At 73.7% G+C, this 18,224-nt stretch carries 14 protein-coding genes; 11 read left to right on the plus strand and 3 right to left on the minus strand.

Annotated elements, in window-relative coordinates:
* Positions 1-25: 25 nt before the first annotated feature.
* Positions 26-1,717: a glycosyl hydrolase family 28-related protein gene (locus IPT68_RS02480; RefSeq protein ID WP_373300740.1), complete on the minus strand. Its 1,692-nt coding sequence runs from the start codon at positions 1,715-1,717 to the stop codon at positions 26-28.
* 292 nt (positions 1,718-2,009) lie between these two features.
* Here IPT68_RS02480 and IPT68_RS02485 point away from each other — a divergent pair, with 292 nt between their 5' ends.
* On the plus strand, positions 2,010-3,275 hold the full coding sequence (locus tag IPT68_RS02485; protein WP_189701601.1) for an alginate lyase family protein: 1,266 nt from the start codon (positions 2,010-2,012) through the stop codon (positions 3,273-3,275).
* 63 nt (positions 3,276-3,338) lie between these two features.
* On the opposite strand, the gene IPT68_RS02490 is transcribed toward IPT68_RS02485, so the two are convergent.
* Entirely contained in the window at positions 3,339-4,787 is a 1,449-nt protein-coding gene (locus tag IPT68_RS02490) for a hypothetical protein (RefSeq protein ID WP_373300739.1), read from the minus strand.
* A 261-nt stretch (positions 4,788-5,048) separates the two neighbouring features.
* Between IPT68_RS02490 and IPT68_RS02495 the strand changes: the two genes are divergently transcribed.
* The 8 genes from IPT68_RS02495 (at position 5,049) to IPT68_RS02530 (ending at position 14,412) form a co-directional block, all read left to right on the plus strand.
* Positions 5,049-6,680, plus strand: coding sequence for a multicopper oxidase family protein (locus tag IPT68_RS02495; protein ID WP_189701600.1), 1,632 nt, complete (start codon positions 5,049-5,051; stop codon positions 6,678-6,680).
* 264 nt (positions 6,681-6,944) lie between these two features.
* Positions 6,945-7,334 (plus strand): hypothetical protein, encoded by a 390-nt coding sequence (locus IPT68_RS02500; protein ID WP_189701599.1) that lies wholly within the window; start codon positions 6,945-6,947, stop codon positions 7,332-7,334.
* Positions 7,331-9,985, plus strand: coding sequence for an FUSC family protein (locus IPT68_RS02505; RefSeq protein ID WP_456154423.1), 2,655 nt, complete (start codon positions 7,331-7,333; stop codon positions 9,983-9,985). The genes IPT68_RS02500 and IPT68_RS02505 overlap by 4 nt, the downstream gene beginning before the upstream one ends.
* A 215-nt stretch (positions 9,986-10,200) precedes the next feature.
* Positions 10,201-10,704 carry an SRPBCC family protein gene (locus IPT68_RS02510; protein ID WP_189701598.1) on the plus strand — a complete coding sequence of 168 codons (504 nt, stop codon included), beginning with the start codon at positions 10,201-10,203 and terminating at the stop codon, positions 10,702-10,704.
* Positions 10,697-12,316 carry a phytoene desaturase family protein gene (locus IPT68_RS02515; RefSeq protein ID WP_189701597.1) on the plus strand — a complete coding sequence of 540 codons (1,620 nt, stop codon included), beginning with the start codon at positions 10,697-10,699 and terminating at the stop codon, positions 12,314-12,316. The genes IPT68_RS02510 and IPT68_RS02515 overlap by 8 nt, the downstream gene beginning before the upstream one ends.
* 59 nt (positions 12,317-12,375) lie before the next feature.
* Positions 12,376-12,828: a hypothetical protein gene (locus IPT68_RS02520; RefSeq protein WP_189701596.1), complete on the plus strand. Its 453-nt coding sequence runs from the start codon at positions 12,376-12,378 to the stop codon at positions 12,826-12,828.
* A gap of 82 nt (positions 12,829-12,910) precedes the next feature.
* Positions 12,911-13,792, plus strand: coding sequence for an SDR family oxidoreductase (locus tag IPT68_RS02525; RefSeq protein WP_189701595.1), 882 nt, complete (start codon positions 12,911-12,913; stop codon positions 13,790-13,792).
* Between the two features lie 80 nt (positions 13,793-13,872).
* Positions 13,873-14,412 (plus strand): MSMEG_6728 family protein, encoded by a 540-nt coding sequence (locus IPT68_RS02530; RefSeq protein WP_228040717.1) that lies wholly within the window; start codon positions 13,873-13,875, stop codon positions 14,410-14,412.
* Here the strand turns inward: IPT68_RS02530 and IPT68_RS02535 are convergent.
* Positions 14,307-15,629 carry an FAD-dependent oxidoreductase gene (locus tag IPT68_RS02535; RefSeq protein ID WP_189701594.1) on the minus strand — a complete coding sequence of 441 codons (1,323 nt, stop codon included), beginning with the start codon at positions 15,627-15,629 and terminating at the stop codon, positions 14,307-14,309. The two genes, IPT68_RS02530 and IPT68_RS02535, sit on opposite strands and share 106 nt — an antisense overlap.
* Positions 15,630-15,735: 106 nt before the next feature.
* Between IPT68_RS02535 and IPT68_RS02540 the strand changes: the two genes are divergently transcribed.
* Together IPT68_RS02540 and IPT68_RS02545 are read left to right on the plus strand one after the other, a co-directional pair.
* Entirely contained in the window at positions 15,736-16,965 is a 1,230-nt protein-coding gene (locus IPT68_RS02540; protein WP_189701593.1) for a cytochrome P450 family protein, read from the plus strand.
* A 27-nt stretch (positions 16,966-16,992) separates the two neighbouring features.
* Complete coding sequence (locus IPT68_RS02545) at positions 16,993-18,183, plus strand: MFS transporter (protein WP_189701592.1); 1,191 nt, start codon at positions 16,993-16,995, stop codon at positions 18,181-18,183.
* Positions 18,184-18,224 lie beyond the last annotated feature (41 nt).

Raw genomic sequence — 18,224 nt, forward strand, 5'->3', positions numbered from 1 at the left:
CCCGCAGGCTCGGGGCGGTCGCGTGTCAGACGTCGGGCAGGTCCCGCTGTGCGCGGTACAGGTTGCGTGGGCGCACCGCGTCCGTGGTGCCGTACAGCTCCAGGCGGGAGTTCAGGTCGCCCGTGAAGTCGGGGACGTCGATCTGGTCGAACTCCCGCACCTGGTTGATGCCGACCGTGGCGGAACAGGGCGCCAGGCCGTCGATCTTCATCAGTCCCGCGCGGCCGTTGGTGACGCGGATGTTCCAGTGGGTGAAGCGTGCGCCGAACAGCGGGCCGGCGCTCGCGTCGCCGCCGTGGCGGCCGTTGTTGTTGACGGTGATGTCGGTGCGGACGTTGGCGAAGGGCATGCCCCGGTGGCTGTCGAAGGTGCCCATCTCCATGACGCCGCGCGACCACACGTTGCAGGAGGACAGGCCCTCGACGTTGATGCCGTGCAGTTGCGTGTTGGACGGTGCGGGAGTGGTGCGCTGCTCGATCGTGAAGTCCTCGACGAGGTTGTCGTGCGAGCCCTCCCGGCAGAAGTACGGGTGGTGGGTGCCGCGTCCGGCCACCCGCGTGCGCCGCACCGTGCAGGCCGAGGCGGCGACCAGGCCGAATCCGTTGTCGACGTGCCGTACCGTCACGTCGTCGACCCAGCAGTCGTAGGCGCACTGGAGGACGACGCCGTTGTAGCCCTTGTCGAGCAGATGCGGGGACTGGGGGGTTTCCACGGCCTCCAGGGTCAGGCCCTCGACGCCCGCCCCCGTGAGCGGCGTGACCGACGTGGTCAGCCACGGCTGCCACTCGGGGCGTACGTCGAGCGGAAGGGGACGCTCGAGGGTGACGTCCCGGCCGCGGACGCGGGTGATGCGGACCGGCCACTCGTAGGGCACGTACGAGGTCAGTTTCGTCTTGTCGTCCCAGAAGTACGCCTGCGGGCCGGGCCCGTCGCCCGCCATGTGTTCCAGCAGTGTGTGGTCGGCGTCGTCGGTGAGGCGGAGCAGGACCAGAGCGCCGGGGCGGAGCGGTGACGGGTCGGCGACGCGCACGGTCCGGGAGCCCTGCCGTGCGGGCTCGACCGCGGTGAGGGGGCGCCACTCGTCCCGCCGGTTGCCGGTCCAGCCCTCGAAGGGCCACTCCCGTGCCCTGATCGCCGCCACCAGCGAGGTCCAACGGGCCTCGGGCGCCAGCCAGATGAGGCCGCCCGCCCAGGACCAGGACGACTTGTCGCCGCCGTACCGGGAGCCGTAGGCGCCGATCAGTTCGGTGAGGTGCCGGGTCGCGAGGAGGGTGGTCCGGCCGCTGCCGGCGCCCCGCAGCACGACGTTCGAGTGGCCGATGCGGATGACGTCGTCGATGCGGTAGGTGCCGGGCGGAATGGCGACCGTGCCGCCGCCGGCCCGTGCGGCAGCGGCGATGGCACGGTTGATGGCGGGAGCGGAGTCGGTCCTGCCGTCCGTCACGGCTCCGTGGTCGCACACGTCGGCCACCACCGGACGGCGGGGCAGGCGCACGGCGCCTCCGCGGCAGCCCGCGCGGCCCACGAAGGGGATCTGCGGGTGGGTGTAGGGATCGCTCAGGAACTCCCGCCAGATGGTGGGGACTTGCCCCGGTTCGCGGGTGGCGGCCTCGGCCGTGCCGCCGGCCGCCACGAGCGCCGCCCCGGCGAGCAGCCCCCGTCTGGTGATCCCTCCGACGGGGGCTGTGCCGCTGCCCCGGCGCTGGTCTGCCGTCACGGGCCGACTCCCTTCGCGTCCTCGGCTCCTGCGGGGTCCCGCACGAGCGACTCCGTACCGCGACTCCGCCATTCACCCACATGAACATCGAGATGCGTCGAGTCGAAGGTTGGGAAACTTTACCGACGAGCGAGCTATAACGTGGACCGCCACCTCTGCCACGTCAACCCCGCAGACAAACCCTGGCTCAGATGCGCCTCTCCTGTGCGACCTGTTGCCCCGCACGCTCGGCACGCCTACGCTCGCACGACCTTGAACGTGAATTCTGTTCACTCATATGAATGGGGGTGCGATGGCTGGAAGGTCTGCGCGGGCCGTGGTCCTGGCGCTGATCACGGCTCTCCTGGCCGCGGTCGTCCCCTCGGCCTCCGCGCACGCGGCGCCCGCCACGCCGAGGACGGCGGTTCTCGACGGCTTCCGGCTCCGGCAGGCGAAGGCCGACCTTCGGCGCGGCGATCCCGAACTCCGGCGCGCCGTGTCGGCCTTGACGCGGCGCGCCGACGGGTGGCTGGATCAGGGGCCGTGGACGGTCGTGGACAAACCGCGTCCCGCGCCGAGCGGCGACGTGCACGACTACCTGAGCCAGGCGCCCTACTGGTGGCCTACCACGACCCCCGCGCCCGACAACCCATGGGGCTGTCCGTACGTGCAGCGGGACGGGGAACGCAACCCCGAGGTCGACTCGGGCACCGACCGTCAGGACGTCGAGAAGGTCTTCGACTCCACCTACGACCTCGCGCTCGCCTGGTACTACACCGGTCACCGGCGGTATGCGCAGAAGGCCGCGCAGATCCTGCGCACCTGGTTCCTCGACCCGGCCACGCGGATGAACCCGCACCTCGACCACGCCCAGTTCATTCCGTGCAGGTTCGACGGGCGGGCCATCGGCATCATCGACTTCTCCCAGTCGTACACGAGTGTCGTCGACGCCCTCGCCATCCTCGACACCGGCGCTCCCGGCTGGACCCGGGGCGACCGCGACGGCATGCGGCGGTGGAACACCGCCTTCCTCACCTGGCTGACGACCAGCGCGTTCGGCGCGCAGGAGGCCGCGGCCGCCAACAACCACGGCACCTTCTACGACCTGCTGGTCGCCGCCCTCGCCTTCTCGACCGGCGACGAGGCGCTGGCCCGCACGACTGTGCGGGCGGCGGCCGGCAAGCGGATCGACACCCAGATCGCGGCCGACGGCAGCCAGCCCCTGGAACTGGCACGCACCAGGAGCTGGCACTACTCGGCGTTCGCCCTCGTCGCCCACACCCGACTGGCCGCGGTCGGCCGCCATGTCGGCGTGGACCTGTGGGCCCACCGCGGCCCCGACGGCCAGAACCTGGCGGCGGCCGTGCGGTATCTGCTGCCCGCCGCGACCGGCGCGGCCGACTGGCCGCATCCGGAGCTGGAGTTCCACCGGTACGCGGCCGGAGACGTCGCCCGCGCGGCCGCGGACGCAGGCGACACGGCGGCGAGGCGAGCCGTCCCGTGGCTGGAGGCACCGCCGGGAGGAAACCTGTGGCCGGTGCGGCCGGCCGCCGAACAGCTCGACTCGATCGCGGGCTGACGAGCGGCGCGGTCCGCACGGCCGGGGAGGCCGGGGCCGGCCGGCGTCACCGGGGCGGATGCGCTACGGCGCTATGCCGACGCCCTCGACCCGGCTCCAGGCCTTCTCCTGCCTCGCGGTCATGGCGGGCCAGTGCGTGCCTCCGGGGCGCGGAGTGACCCGGGAGGCGTAGGGAGCCGGACGGAAGTCGGGGCGGTAGAAGCAGCCGGTGCCGTAGGCGCGGTCGAACGTCGCGCAGGACGCCGCGATCGATCGCGGGGTCGGCTTCCTTCCGGTGCGCACCCAGGTGTCCAGCGCGGCCAGGGAGGTGGCGTACTCCGCGTTGCTCAGCTCGCTGTGTTCGTGCTCGTCGGTGAACGTCTGGACGAGGTGACGGTCGCGGTGGGCGCCCTCCAGAGTGGCACGGTAGGCCGCCTCGTGCTCGACGAACGCCGTGGGGTCGTCGATCGCGTGGAGGGTGAGGACGGGAACCGCGACCCGGCCCGTCAGGTCGCTGTCCCAGGACAGGTCCCGGACGGCGGCCGGGTCGGCGGCGAACCGCTCGACTCCGGCGTTGAGTGCCGCGTCGTCGTGCGATCCGGAGTACCGCACGCCCTCGTTGCCGAACGGGTTCCGGCCGCCGAGGCGCGCGTGCACGATGTCGCGGAACGTGAAGGTGGCGAATCGCAGATGGGACTCCAGCGTGCGTTCGGGGATCCGCGTCACGGCAAGGATGTCGTCGAGGTTGCGCTGCTGCAGCGCGGTGCGGTCCTGCGGGGCGGAGGCGTAGCCGGTGCATTCCTCAAGGCGGGCGCGCAGGCCGGCCGCCGTCATGGTGGAGTCGGCACGCAGTCCCTGCCACAGCGGGTACTGCGGTTCGCCGGGCCGGGGGTGGTTGCCGCAGTAGTACTGGTGGACCACCCGCAGGTCTACGCGGTAGTCGTAGCCGCGGGAGCCGCCGGCCAGGACGCCGTTGGTGAGCAGCGCCCCGTCGTAGGGGCCGTTCTTCCCGCCGTGGAGTTCCACGACCTTCGCCGCGACGTTCCCGCCCCATGACTGGCCGTGCACGTACGTCCGGTCCGGTCGGCCGAACTCGGACACGAACAGCCGCCGTACGTTCTCGGTGTCGGCCGCGGCCATCCGCGTGCCGTAGCCCCCGCGGCGGTACGACGAACCGGCCCAGGCGTATCCCTGGTCCACCATGACGGACCATCGCCCCAGGTCGTCAAGGCTGCGCTGGGGGTCGGAGGCGTCGCCCAGATCCGGGCCGCCGTGGGCGTGCACGACGAGCGACCCGTTCCACCGTTCGGGCACGGCGATCGCGTAGTGGGCGCCGCTCGCGTCCTGCCCGGTGTAGCACGTGGCCTTTCCGGCAAGGCCGTCCGGACAGACGGTCGCAGCGGGGCGCGGGGCGTCCGTGGCGGCGGGCGTCGCGCCGGTGAGCGTGCCGACGAGGACGCCCGCCGCGCCGACGGCCAGCGCCGTGCGCAGCTTTCCGGGGAGACGACGGGCCGCTTGGGTGCGTCTGATCAAGGTTCTGCTCCCTGCCTCCGCCGGCGCATCCCTTGCACCGGCGCAGCGATGCTAGGAACGGGCAGGACGCGGAGCCATGGCCTGATCTTTTGTGTTCATAGTGTTCCCGCGCACGGGTGCCGGCCCGTCAGGCCGCACCGCGTGGCCGGCGGCTGCTCGGCGGCGCAGCCGACGATGCTCCCCTCGGGCGGTGTCGGCGATTCGCGAGACGCGCCGCTTCGGTTCTCACATATAAGGGCACAAAACAGGTCTTATTCATACATGCAGAAATATACGCGGCGCACCTTGCTCGGTGCATCGATCGTGGCCGCCGGTTCGGGAGCTCTGACCGCCTGCTCCGGATCCGACGCACCGCCCGAGGCCGGGCCCACCGGCCACAGGGGCGGCAGGCACAGCGGCGGCGGCTTCGTCCCCAAGGGGCCCAAGGGGTATGTCAACCCGTCCGGCCCCGAGGTCCTCGCCGCCGAGAGGAGACGCGGAACCGGTCCTGTCCGCACGTTCACGCTCACCGCCATCGAGACGTCCCTCGATCTGGGCGGACGTACCGTCAGGTCGTGGGCGTACGGCGACACGCTGCCCGGCAAGGAGATCCGGATCAACGCGGGCGACGTCCTCGATCTCACCCTTGCCAACCATCTGCGCGAAGCGACGACGCTGCACTCGCACGGTGTGCGGATGCGCTGCGACATGGACGGCGTACCGGGCCTGACCCAGCAGTCCATCAAGCCCGGCGCGGACTTCACCTACCGCTTCGCCGTCCCGCACCCCGGCACCTACTGGTTGCACTCGCACTCGGGCATGCAGCTCGACCGCGGCCTGTACGCCCCCCTGATCGTCGAGGATCCCAGGGAGCCCTTGTCCTACGACAAGGAGTGGGTCGTCATGCTGGACGACTGGGTGGACGGCGTGTCCGGCTCCACCCCGGACGGCGTGCTCGCGCAGCTGCGGGGCGGCCATGCCGCGCCGATGGACATGGGTGAGGGCGACGGACAGCACGGTCCGGGCAGCGACGAGTCCGCGGGCGAGCACGAGTCGACCTCCGCCCGGGCCGCGGGCCCCTCACGCGTTCTGCACAACTCCAGCAGCCGCATCCTGCAGAGCGTGGGCGGCAACGTCGACTATCCGCACTACCTCGTCAACGGCCGTCTCCCGCGGGCCCCCTCGGTCTTCCGGGCCCGGCCGGGGGACCGCATCCGGCTGCGGATCATCAACGCCGGGGGCGACACGGCGTTCCGGGTGGCGCTCGGCGGTCACGAGATGACGGTGACGCACACGGACGGTTACCCGGTCGAGCACACGACGACGGACGCGCTGCTGCTCGGCATGGCCGAACGCTACGACGTGCTGGTCACCGCCAAGGACGGGGTGTTCCCGCTGGTCGCGATCGCGGAGGGCAAGGGCGCGAGGGCCCTTGCGGTCCTGCGCACCAGCAGCGGCGGGGTCCCCGGGCCGACCGCGCACCCGGACGAGCTCGACGGCCGGCTCGTGCCCGCCAGACGGCTCGTGCCGCACGAGTCGGTCGCCTTCAACGACGACGACCCGGACCGCGAGATGCGCCTCAAGCTGACCGGCGGCATGGAGAACTTCGACTGGGGCTTCGACCACGAGCCCTACTCCATCGAGAAACGCATCCCCATCCGGGAGGGCGAACGAGTCCGCATCTCCCTCATCAACGCCACCGACATGTGGCACCCCGTGCACCTGCACGGCCACACGTTCGCCCTCACCGGCATCGACGCGGTCGGAGCCCGCAAGGACACCGCCCACGTGCTGCCCCACCGCAAACTCGTCATCGACTTCTACGCCGACAACCCGGGCCTGTGGATGCTGCATTGCCACAACCAGTACCACTCGGAGTCCGGGATGATGACCATCCTCGGCTACCGGACGTGACGAGGCCGGCGCCCGTGCACGGGACATGAGCGCCGGGGATCCCGGCCTCCGGTCCCGGTCCCGGCCGCGCGCCGGGACCCGGGGAGGCGGGGCGCGGGGCCGGCGCGGCAGTCGCCGTTCCGCCCTCGTGGTCGGCCCGGCACAGGCCCGCAGGGGACGGGATTGTCCGGGCTGCGGTCCCGTCGGGGCCGGTCGACAATGGGCAGTGGGTCGCACGTCCGCCCCGCCCACGACACCGCGGCGCCGCCCGAGAGGAGCGTGCACATGCGCGCTGAGGCTTCGCCGGCCGCGCGGAGGGGGGCGTTCATCGCGGTCGCGGTCGCCCTGTTCTGCGTCCAGTTCGACATCTCCGCGCTCAACCTGGCCGTGCCGGTCCTGGCCGTGCGGCTCGTGGTGCCCGAGCGGGCCTGCGCGGCGTCGGGCGTCCAGTCGATGTCCCCGGTCATCCTGGGCGGCGCGCCCGCGGGGGCCGCCGCCGCGGTCACGGCGAGGACACCGCGGCGAGGGCCGCGGACGGCGTACGACCCGGACCTGCGGTGCGGCGGGGCGGTGATCCTGGCGGGCTCCTCCGTCCTCCTGGCGGTACGTCACCGGCTCGTGGTCCTCGGCCGGGCGCCGATACTCGGCGCGTCCCGCGGTGAGCGTGTGCCGTGAAGGGCGGATCGCGACGGACGGAAGTCGTGCACCGGTCGGTGCGGGTGACGCTCTCCGCGTCCGCGGGCTTCTACCCCTTCCTGTACGGGCTCCAGGAGCCGGTGCCGGCGCTGTACGCGCTGTTCGCGCCGATCTCCCTCGGCATGCTGTCCTCGATCCCCGGGTCCGGGCGGCAGCGCGCCGAGGTGATGCTGAAGGCACTGCCGGTGGCCTTGGTGCTGGTGGCGCTGGGGACCGTGCTGGCGGTGGCGACCTGGGCGGCGGTGCTCGGGATGCTCGTCGTGGGCTTCCTCCTCGCCTTCGCGGCGATCGCGGGGCCACGGCCGGCCGGGGCGGCGCCGGGACTCCAGCTGTTCTACATCCTGGCCTGCTTCCCGCCGTACGAGCCCCAGACCCTGTGGCTGCGGCTGGCCGGGCTCACCTACGGCGTGGTGGTGCTGGCGCTGTGCGAGCGGTTCCTGCTGCCGCAGCCGCCGGGACCGGCGTACCGGACGAGCCTCGCGAAGGCGCTGGCGACGGCGGGCGACACCATCGCCGGCCGGAGCGACCTCTCCCCCGGCGCGCTGCGGGCGGCCGGCGAGCGCCTGCGCCTGTCCGAGGTCCCGCCCGCCGAGCGCCCCGCGGGACCCGGCCGCGCCGACCGCGGCCTGTCCCAGGCGGGGTCCGCCGCGCGCCGGCTGCTCGAACAGCTGGCACATCTGACCGACACCGGCGAACTGCGCGAGCTCGTCCGGGGCGGCTCCGGGGACGGCGAAGACGGCACGGCCCGCCCCGACACGGCGTCCGGATCGCTGCTGCCGCAGGTGGCGTCCTTGTGCCACCGGACCGCCGCGGCCCTGCGGGAGGGTCGGCCCTCGCCCGGACCGCAGCGGATGGACGACGCGATCCTCCGCTTCCAGCAGGTGCGCATGCGGCAGGTCACGGGGCCCGCCGACGAGGTTCCGCCGGTGCCGGTGCTGCGTCGGCAGGCGGCGCTGCTGGCGGTCGCCGAGTCGGTGCGCATCCTGGAGATCTCCGTACGGGTCGGGCTCGACGGACGGCGCACGCCGCCGATCGAGCCGCGGGAGCTCTTCTGGTACACGGAGGCGTCGACGCCGTACCTGTGGGTGCGCCGGATCACCGGCAACATGACGGTGCGCTCGGTGCAGTTCCAGAACGCCCTGCGGACCGCCGTCGCGCTCGCGACCGCGCGGTTCGTCGCCGGTTCGCTCGACCTGACCCACGGCTTCTGGGTCCTGCTGGCGGTGCTGACGCTGAGCCGGACGACCGTGGGGGCGACCTGGACGGCCATCCGCCGGGCCGTCGCCGGGAACCTCGTGGGCGCCGTCGTGGCGGGTGCACTGCTCATCGGTCTCGGCGCGCACCCCGAGGCGTACGCCGCGATCCTCGCGCCCGGCATGCTGATCGCCTTCGCGCTGGGGCCGCTGCTCGGCATCGCCTGGGCGCAGGGACTGTTCACGCTGGTGGTGGCCACCGCGTTCGCCCAGATCGCGCCGGCGTCCTGGCACCTGGCCGGGGCGCGGATCGTGGACGTGCTGACCGGCAGCGCCATCGGTCTGCTGTGCGCGATGCTCGCCTGGCCGGCCGGCGCCCGGCGGGAGGTGCGCAGGACCATGGCGGGGCTGCTGCGGGAGTGCGCCTCGCTGATCAAGGGCACCGTCGCGGTGCTGACGGCCGTGCCGCCGGGCTCGGCCGCTCCCCCGCCGACGTTCCCCGCACTGCACCGGCTGCGCCTCGCCGAGTCCGCCTACGCCCAGTTCCGCAGCGAACCGGCGGGCAGCGTACCCGCCCGGGCCGACTGGCAAGCCGTGCTCATCACGGCGAACCACGTCCTGCTCGGCGCCCAGTGGCTGCCCCGTTTCGACCTGCCGGCTTGCGCTCTGTCCCCGGACGCCGCCGCCTGGGCACGCGCCGGCGCCCGAACGCTGGCCGAGACCATGGAGCGCGTCGCCGCCCTGTGCGCGGACGACCGGCCGCCGCCGGAGGGGAGGCGCGCGGCGCCCACCCCACCGGACGAAAAGCAGGGGCCGCCAGCCCGACCAGAGGAAAAGCACGCGGCGCCCACCCCACCGGACGAGAACCAGCGGGCTCCAACCCGGCCAGAGGAAAAGCACGTGGTGCCCACCCCACCGGACGAAAAGCACGCGGTGCCCACCCGGCCAGAGGAAAAGCACGCGGTGCCCACCCCACCGGACAAGAACCAGGGGGCGCCCACCCGGCCGGACGGAGAGCAGGCAGTGCCGTCGCCGTCACTCGGGGCGCGTCCGGGGCGGCCCTCGGGCGCGGACGGGGCGCGGCGGACGGCCTCGGAAACCGGCGATGTGCCACCGACGCCCTGGCCGCCGGGCGCGGCCGTGCCGTCGATGCCCCCGCCGCCGACCTCCTCGCAGCCCGCCGGGCCGCCGCTGCCCGCGCTGGTCGACCTCGACATGTGGCTGCGCGGCCTGACCGCCCAGTTCGCCCGTATCGAGGCCGGGCTGCCGGCCGAGGTCCGCCGAGGGCCACGCGGCACGAACTCCGACAGCGGCACGCCCGCGAGCGCGGAGAACGTCCGGCGCAGGTGGTACTCCGAGGTCGCCGCGATCCGCGCCGCTCGGCCACGTCGACCTGCTGGTCGCGGTGGCACTCGGTGTGATCCAGGGCCTCGTTGAGACGTTCCGGCACTCCGGGCCTCCTTCCTCTTTCGCGCTCACCACGCCAGGGAGCGGCCACCCGACGTCCTGTGCCCGATCGGATCGGGTACGCGCGCCGCCCCTGCGCGTGCCGCCGCAGCCGATTCACCTGGTGCTGGTTGGACCGCTGCCGCGCAGGGCACTCGGCGATGGCCGGCCGGGCAGCCGGTTTCCCGCACAGCACGGAGGGACACGTGGCCGTACGTCATCGTCTGATCAAAGCCCGTCCGGCCGAGGTGTGGGCCGTTCTGGCCGACGCGGACAGTTACCCGCGATGGGTGGTGGGGCCCTCGGGGGCCGAGCCGGTGCGCGGCCAGTGGCCGCAGAAGGACGCCGCGATCCGCTACGAGATCCCGGTGGGGCCGCTTCGGCTGTCCAACGAGACGGTCGTGCGCCGCTGCGAGGAGGGCGTCGGTCTGGAACTGGAGGCCCACGCCGGCCCGCTGGGCACGGCGCGGATCGACATCGAACTGCGGCCGTGGGGCGAACACTGCCTCGTACTCGTGGACGAGCACCCGCTCCAGGGAGCGGGCGGCACGCTGCACAACGCGGGCTTCGAGGTGCTGATCCAGCTGCGGCACCGCGCCATGCTCAGACGTCTCGCCCGGCTGTGCGAGGAGGAGGCCCGCGGAGGTGCGGCCCGTACGGCCGCCGCCGGCGCGGCCGCCCCGGGCACGGGCGGGGCCGGCCGTGCCTGATGCCGTCGTGATCGGAGCCGGGCCCAACGGGCTGGTGGCCGCCAACCTGCTGGCGGACGCCGGGTGGAGCGTGGAGGTCGTGGAGGAGCAACCGGAACCGGGAGGCGCGGTGCGTCACGACCGGGGCGTCGATCCGGCCTTCGTCAGTGATCTCTTCAGCTCCTTCTACCCGCTGGCCGCGGCCTCCCCCGTCCTCGCCGGGCTGCGGCTGGAGGACCACGGGCTGCGCTGGAGCCACGCGCCCAGCGTGCTGGCCCACCCGCTCAGCGACGGCAGCTGCGCCGTGCTGAACCGGAACGTCGACGTCACGGCCGCGTCACTGGACGCCTTCGCCGAGGGCGACGGGGCTGCCTGGCGCCGGCTGCACGAGCTGTGGCAGCTCCTGGAGCCCGATCTGCTCAACGCCCTGTTCACGCCTTTTCCCCCGGTCCGTGCGACGGCCCGGCTGGCCGTCCGGCTCCGGACCGCGGGCGGGCTGCGCACGGCCCGCTCCCTGGTGCTGCCGGTGCGCCGGCTGGGCGAGGAGGAGTTCCGCGGCGAGGGCGGCCGTCTGCTGCTGGCGGGCAACGCGCTGCACGCCGATCTGGCCCCCGAGGCGGCGGGGAGCGGAGGGTTCGGCTGGCTGATGGCGATGCTGGGCCAGACGCACGGCTTCCCGGTTCCCGTCGGCGGCTCCGGTGCGCTGACCGAGGCTCTCGTGCGACGGCTGCGCTCGCGCGGCGCCCGGCTGAGCTGCGGGGAGCGTGTCGAGCGGATCGTCGTGCGGGGCGGGCGGGCCGTCGGCGTGCGCACGGCGGGCGGACGGTCGGTGGCCGCGCGGCGGGCGGTCCTGGCGGACGTGTCGGTGCCCGCCCTGTACGGCGAACTGGTGGCCGCCGAGCACGTGCCCGCGCAGGTGCTGGCCGACCTGCGCCGCTTCCAGTGGGACTTCGCCACCTTCAAGATGGACTGGGCGCTGGACGGTCCGGTGCCCTGGCGGGCGGAGCAGGCGCGCGGGGCCGGGACGGTGCACCTGTCGGACGGGGTGGACGAGCTGACCCGTTTCGCCGCGCAGATCGCCATGCGGCAGGTGCCGGACCGGCCCTTCCTGCTCTTCGGCCAGATGACCACGTCCGATCCCGTCCGTTCCCCGGCCGGCACCGAGTCCGCGTGGGCGTACACGCACGTGCCCCACGAGGTCCGTGCCGACGCCGCCGACGAGGGCGTCACCGGGCGGTGGGACACCGAGGACCAGGAGCGCATGGCCGACCGGGTCGAACGGCAGGTGGAGCGCTTCGCCCCGGGATTCCGTGCGCTGATCCGCGCCCGGCGCATCCTCGCGCCCCCGACGCTCGAGGCGCTCGACGGCAACCTGATCAACGGCGCCATCAACGGCGGCACGACGGCTCTGCACCAGCAACTCGTCTTCCGGCCGACGCCCGGCACGGGGCGCCCCGAGACCCCCGTTCCGGGGCTCTATCTGGCCTCGTCCGGGGCGCACCCGGGCGGTGGCGTGCACGGCGCCCCGGGAGCCAACGCCGCCCGCGCCGCGCTGCACCGGCGTCGGCCGCCCGGTCTGGCCGACGCCCAGAGGCTGCTCGCCCGGCGCGACCGCACCGGGGCGAAACGCTGAGCGCCCGCGAAGCTCCGCTCGGCGGCGCACCGGCCGCACCACTCTGTGAAGGAGAACCCATGAACGAACAAGCGGACGGCCCCGACCGTCGGCACCGGCGCCCCGAAGGCGTCGGCGACAAGACCGTCGAAGCGCTCGGCGCGCTGTCCAAGGCTCTGGAGACGACGGAACGGGCCAGAGGACGGCTGTACGACTTCCACCAGCTGACCGGCACCGCCGATCTGGAACTGGATCGCGCGGTGGAGCTGCTGCACGAGGCGGGTCACCCGCAGTGGGCGCAGCGCGTCCGCACGGAGATCCTGGGGCGCAACGTCATTCCCGGGCACTGGACGTTCCAGATCGTCGAGGCCTACGACGCCACCTACTACCGCCCCTTCCACGACCTGGAGTCGAGCGCGGTGCGGGAGCTGGCGCAGGGCCGCGACCACCTGTACGAGGCGGAGATGAAGGAGGCCCGCCGCACGATCGGGCACCCGGACCACACCGCCGTGCCGCCCGTGCCGGAGACATGAGCCGTTCCCGGCGCATCCGGCCACGCCCCGGGACGGGAAGGCATCCAGGGACCTGTGTCGAGCCGGTGAGGAGGGACCACCGATGCACAGCAGCCCGCTGGGCAACCGGACGGTCGTGGTGACCGGAGCCGCCCGGGGACTGGGCGCGGCGCTGGCCCGCGCGGTAGCCGGGCGAGGCGCACGCGTGGCCCTGCTCGGCCACGAGGGGCCCGAGCTGGAGGCGGTCGCGACCGCTCTGCCCACCGCGACGGTGGCCCTGGAGGTCGACATCACCGATCCGGCCGCCCTCGCCGGCGCCGCCCGCACCGTACGCGCCCGCCTGGGTCCCCCCTCCGTGGTGATCGCGAACGCCGGCATCGCCGAGGGAGGCCCCTTCCTCACCTCGGACCCGGCCACCTGGCAGCGGGTGATCGACGTGAACCTCGCCGGCAGCGCGCACACCGCCCGCGCCTTCCTGCCCGACCTGATCACCACGGCGGGCCACTATCTGCAGGTGGCGTCACTGGCCTCCCTCGGGGCGGCCCCCCTGATGAGCGCCTACTGCGCCTCCAAGGCCGGCGTCGAGGCCTTCGCCCACAGCCTGCGGGCGGAGGTGGCGCACCACGGCGTCAGCGTGGGCATCGCCTACCTGAACTGGATCGACACCGACATGGTGCGCGACGCCGACCGGTACGCCGTCCTGCGGCAGCTGCGGCTCCACATGCCGCCGCCCGCCCGGCGCGTGTACGGCGCGGAGGAGGTCGCCGAACGGATCGTGCGCGGCCTGGAACGCCGACGCACGGCGGTGTACGCGCCGTCCTGGCTGCGGCTGGTGCAGCCGGTGCGTGCCGCCCTGCCTCCGCTGGTGCTGCGCGTGTCCCGTAGGCGCCTGCCCCGTCTGGAGGCGGAGGAGCCCTTCCACGCGACCGGACTGCTCGGCGCGGGCGGCGAGGCCGACCGCGCGGCGGCGGACCACGCCCCCTGAGTGCCCGGTCGCACGGCCGATCGGGCCGCTCCCGGGTGGGCGCCCGCCCTCCCCGCTCCCCCGACGTCAGGACGGCGATGATGCAGACGTTCCTGCCCGATCCGGACTTCCGGCGTTCCGCCCTGCTCCTCGACCGTCGCCGTCTGGGCAAGCAGCGGGTCGAGGCGCTGCAGGTCCTGCGGGGCCTGACCGTGCCGGGCTACGGGTGGCGCAGACATCCGGCCGTGCGCATGTGGAGCGGGTACGAGGAGGCCCTGGTCCGGTACGGGCTGGAGGTCTGCCGGGTGTGGCGCGAGCAGGGACATCAGGACAGCTGTGCCGCCTCCCTGGTCGCCGGGTTCGGCGCGAGCCGTCCCGGCGCTCCCGTGCGGGACCAGTCCGCCCTCGCGGCCGCCGGGGAGCTGCCGCCGTGGCTCGGCGACGAGGCCTTCCACCGCAGTCACCGCTCGGCCCTCGTCCGCAAGGACCCACAGGCCTACGCGGAGGCGTTCCCCGGCGTACCGGACGATCTGCCCTACGTGTGGCCGGGGTCCGACCGGGAGGACGGTGAGCCCGCCCCTTCGGGACGGGAGTCTCGTCGGACGGACGCCGCGGGAGGGCGTTCTCGCAGGGCGCCGTAGGCCAGGAAGTAGGCCGGCACCCGGTTCAGCCGGCGCGAGGTGGTGACCAGCTCGGCCACGCGCTTGGCGCGCTGCGGCCGGCCGAGGGGCGGCCGGCCCGCCAGGACCGGCTCGATGACGCGGGCGTGGGCGAGGCGTTGCAGGCCCTGGGTGAGGGCCGTGGTGGGCCGGCGGCGGCGCTGGACGCGGCGCACGGCCGCCGGCAGGCCGGCCGCTTTGCCGCTCAGCGGTCCGACGAGGTGGCGGGCGGCGGCGACCGCGTCCTGGACGGCGAGATTGATGCCGATGCCGAAGACCGGCGACATCGCGTGCGCCGCGTCCCCGATGCACAGCAGCCCCGGCCGGTGCCAGTGCCGGAGCCGGTCCAGCCGTACGTCGAGCAGCTTCACCTCGTCCCACGAGGTGAGGGTGTCCATCCGGTCCGCGACCCACGTGACGGCGGCCCCGTACGTGTCCCTGAACCGTTCGAGACCCGCTGCGCGGAGCGTGGCGTCGCTGCCCTTGGGGATCAGCGCGGCGCACTGCCAGTAGTCCCCGCGGTCGATCATGGCGCTGATGAACCGGTCGCCCGCGCCTCCGACCAGCCCGTGCGGATCGCCGTCGTGCCGGGGCAGCCGGAACCACCAGGCGTCCATCGGGCAGCGGAACCGGCGCAGCCCCAGTTCGGGCAGCGAGCGGGCCAGCGAGCCGCGGCCGTCGCAGGCCACCGTGAGGGTGGCCCGCAGCTCGCCGGTGCGGCCGTCGGACGTGCGGTACGCCACCCCGGTGACGCGCCCCCGCTCCACGAGGAAGGAGGTCGCCTCGGTGTCCATGCGCAGGGTGAAGGCCGGCTCGCGGCCGGCCTCGTCGGCGAGGAGGTCGAGCAGGTCCCACTGGGGCACCATCGCGATGTAGTTGTACCGGCGCCGCAGCGCGGCGATGTTCCCGACGGTGACCAGCGTCCCGTCCCTGCCCAGGGGCAGCTGGATGGTCGTGACCCGGCGCTGCGGCAGCCGGGCGAACCGCTCCCCGAGACCGAGCTCGTCCAGAAGCGACAGGGTGGTCGGATGGACGGTGTCGCCGCGGAAGTCGCGCAGGAAGTCGCCGTGCTTCTCCAGGACCGTCACCTCCACCCCGGCCCGGGCCAGGAGCAGGGCGAGCACCATGCCGGCGGGCCCGCCCCCCACCACGCAGCAGGTGGTCCGCTCCGCGGCTTCCAAGGAGTTGGTCCCGTCCATCGCGTTTCCGTCCCTCCGTCGGCGCCACCGATCGGTCACACTGGTACGCATACCCACAAGTAGCAGCAAATCGCCCCGCATCGGCGGTGCGTGCCCGGGAGGCGTGATGACCCAGCAGCCGGTCCTTCTCCCCTACTCCGATCCGGCCTTCGTGGCGGATCCCTTCCCGCTCTACCGGCAGCTGCGCGAGGACGGCCCGGTCCGGCGCGCGATCATCGCGGGCGGCCTGGACGCCTGGGTGGTCACGCGCTACGAGGACGGTCTCGCGGCCCTGTCCGACCCGAGGCTGAGCAGCGACGTCCGCGACGCGTCGGACACCCGGCTGATGGAGCAGCTGCCCGAGTTCGAGCGCGAGTCGATGATGAGCAACATGCTGCGCTCCGACCCGCCCGACCACACCCGGCTGCGCCGCCTGGTCTCCAAGGCGTTCACCGCGCGCAGGGTCGCGGAGCTGCGGCCCCGGGTCCAGGAGATCGCCGACCGGCTGCTCGACGCGGTGGTTCCGGCGGGCCGGGCGGAACTGGTCGCGGACTTCGCGCTGCCGCTGCCGGTCACGGTCATCAGCGAACTGCTCGGCGTACCGGTGGACGACCGGTACGACTTCCAGCGGTGGACCGACGACCTGCTGCTGCGCGGGGAAAAGATGCCGGACCCGGTGGTCGTGAACGAGACGTGGCAGCGGATGCGCGCGTATCTGACCAAGCTCCTGGAGGCCAAGCGCGCCCGGCCCGCCGACGACCTCCTCAGCGCGCTGATCACCGCCCGCGACGAGGAGCAGCGGCTGAACGAGGACGAGCTCATCGCCATGACGTTCCTGCTGCTGGTGGCCGGTTACATCACGACGGTCAACCTGATCGGCGGCGGCATCGCCGCGCTCCTCGCCCACCCCGACCAGCTGCGGCTGCTGCGCGACGATCCCGAGCTGCTGCCCGGCGCGATCGAGGAGTTCCTCCGCTACGACGGCCCGGTCAGCCCGGGCATCGCCCGGTTCGCCCGGGAGGACGTCGAGATCGCGGGCGTGGCCGTTCCGCGCGGCGCGACGGTACTGATCGCCTCCGCCATCGCCGACCGCGATCCGGCACGGTTCGCCGACCCCGACCGGCTGGACGTCACCCGGCAGGACAACGGCCACCTGGCGTTCGGGCACGGCATCCACTACTGCCTGGGCGCGCCGCTCGCCCGGCTGGAGGGCCAGATCGCCATCGGCACGGCGCTGCGCCGCCTCCCGGACCTGGCCCTGGCCGTGCCGCCGACGGAGCTGAGCTGGCGGCCCGGCGGTCTGCGCGGCCCGGTGCGGCTGCCGGTCACGTTCACGCCGGGCGCGTCCGGTGCATGAACCGCGCGCAGGGTCGCCGTCAGCGGCATGAACGGTGACCGCCGAGGGTGGCGCGCCTGCGCGCTCGGCGGCGCGGTGTTCGCCGTGTGCATGGCCGGCACCACGCTGCCGACGCCCCTGTACCCCCTCTACCGGGAGAAGTTCGGGTTCTCCGAGCTGACCGTCACCGTCGTGTACGCCGTGTACGCCTTCGCCGTCATCGGCGTGCTGCTGCTGGTGGGCAACGCCTCGGACACCGTCGGCAGGCGCCCGGTGCTGCTGTGGGGCCTGGGCTGCGCGACCGCGAGCGCCGTCTGCTTCCTGTGCGCCACCGAGCTGGGCTGGCTGTACGCCGGGCGGCTGTTCTCGGGGCTGTCCGCCGGCCTGTTCACCGGGGCCGCCACGGCGTACGTGATGGAACTGGCGCCGCACGGCGGCTCCTCGCGGGCCACGTTCGTGGCGACGGCCGCCAACATGGGCGGACTGGGCTGCGGTCCGCTGCTCGCCGGGGTGCTGGCGCAGTACGCCCCCTGGCCGCTGTACCTGCCGTTCGTCGTGCACCTCGCCCTGGTGGCCTGCTCGGCCGCCGTCCTGCTGCGCCTTCCGGAGACCGTCCGCGAGCGCCGGCCGCTGAGCACCGTACGGCCGCACGGCCCCGTTCTGCCGGCGCAGGTGCGGGCGGTGTTCGCGCCCGCGGCGATCGCCTCGTTCGTGGGCTTCGCGCTGTTCGGGGTGTTCACCTCGGTCAGCCCGGCGTTCCTCGCGCAGTCCCTCGACGTGGACAGCCACGCGGTGAGCGGGCTGGTCGTCGCGCTGGCCTTCTTCGCCTCGACCGCCGGGCAACTGGCGGTCGGCCGGGTCGGCGCGCGGCGATCGCTGCCGCTCGGCTGCGCCGCGCTCCTCGCCGGGCTGGCGCTGCTGGCGGGGGCGCTGCACTGGGACCTGATGACGCTGGTGGTGCTGAGCGCGCTCGTCGGCGGAATCGGGCAGGGATTGGCGTTCCGGGCTGCGTTGACCGCGGTGGCACAGGCGTCACCGGCCGATCGGCGCGCGGCGGTCATCTCGACGCTGTTCGTGGTGGCCTACGCGGGCATCTCGGTTCCGGTGATCGGCGTCGGCGCGCTGACCGGCCCGGTCGGCCTGCCGGACGCGGGACTGGTGTTCATCGCGTGCATGGCCGTTCTCGCCTCGACCGCGGCCGCCTACCTGCTGCGGCGGCCCCTACCGGCGCGGGCGTGAGCGTGCGGGAGGCGTGAGGCGGTGACCGGACGCTGGTCCGC

Source organism: Streptomyces chromofuscus (assembly GCF_015160875.1).
Lineage (GTDB): Bacteria > Actinomycetota > Actinomycetes > Streptomycetales > Streptomycetaceae > Streptomyces > Streptomyces chromofuscus.

Bases quoted from the DNA above. Each gene is read 5' to 3' on its own strand.
- IPT68_RS02535 (WP_189701594.1), bottom strand. From the start codon at position 15,629: ATGGACGGGACCAACTCCTTGGAAGCCGCGGAGCGGACCACCTGCTGC.
- IPT68_RS02495 (WP_189701600.1), top strand. From the start codon at position 5,049: ATGCAGAAATATACGCGGCGCACCTTGCTCGGTGCATCGATCGTGGCC.
- IPT68_RS02500 (WP_189701599.1), top strand. From the start codon at position 6,945: ATGCGCGCTGAGGCTTCGCCGGCCGCGCGGAGGGGGGCGTTCATCGCG.
- IPT68_RS02520 (WP_189701596.1), top strand. From the start codon at position 12,376: ATGAACGAACAAGCGGACGGCCCCGACCGTCGGCACCGGCGCCCCGAA.
- IPT68_RS02545 (WP_189701592.1), top strand. From the start codon at position 16,993: ATGAACGGTGACCGCCGAGGGTGGCGCGCCTGCGCGCTCGGCGGCGCG.
- IPT68_RS02530 (WP_228040717.1), top strand. From the start codon at position 13,873: ATGCAGACGTTCCTGCCCGATCCGGACTTCCGGCGTTCCGCCCTGCTC.
- IPT68_RS02540 (WP_189701593.1), top strand. From the start codon at position 15,736: ATGACCCAGCAGCCGGTCCTTCTCCCCTACTCCGATCCGGCCTTCGTG.
- IPT68_RS02485 (WP_189701601.1), top strand. From the start codon at position 2,010: ATGGCTGGAAGGTCTGCGCGGGCCGTGGTCCTGGCGCTGATCACGGCT.
- IPT68_RS02525 (WP_189701595.1), top strand. From the start codon at position 12,911: ATGCACAGCAGCCCGCTGGGCAACCGGACGGTCGTGGTGACCGGAGCC.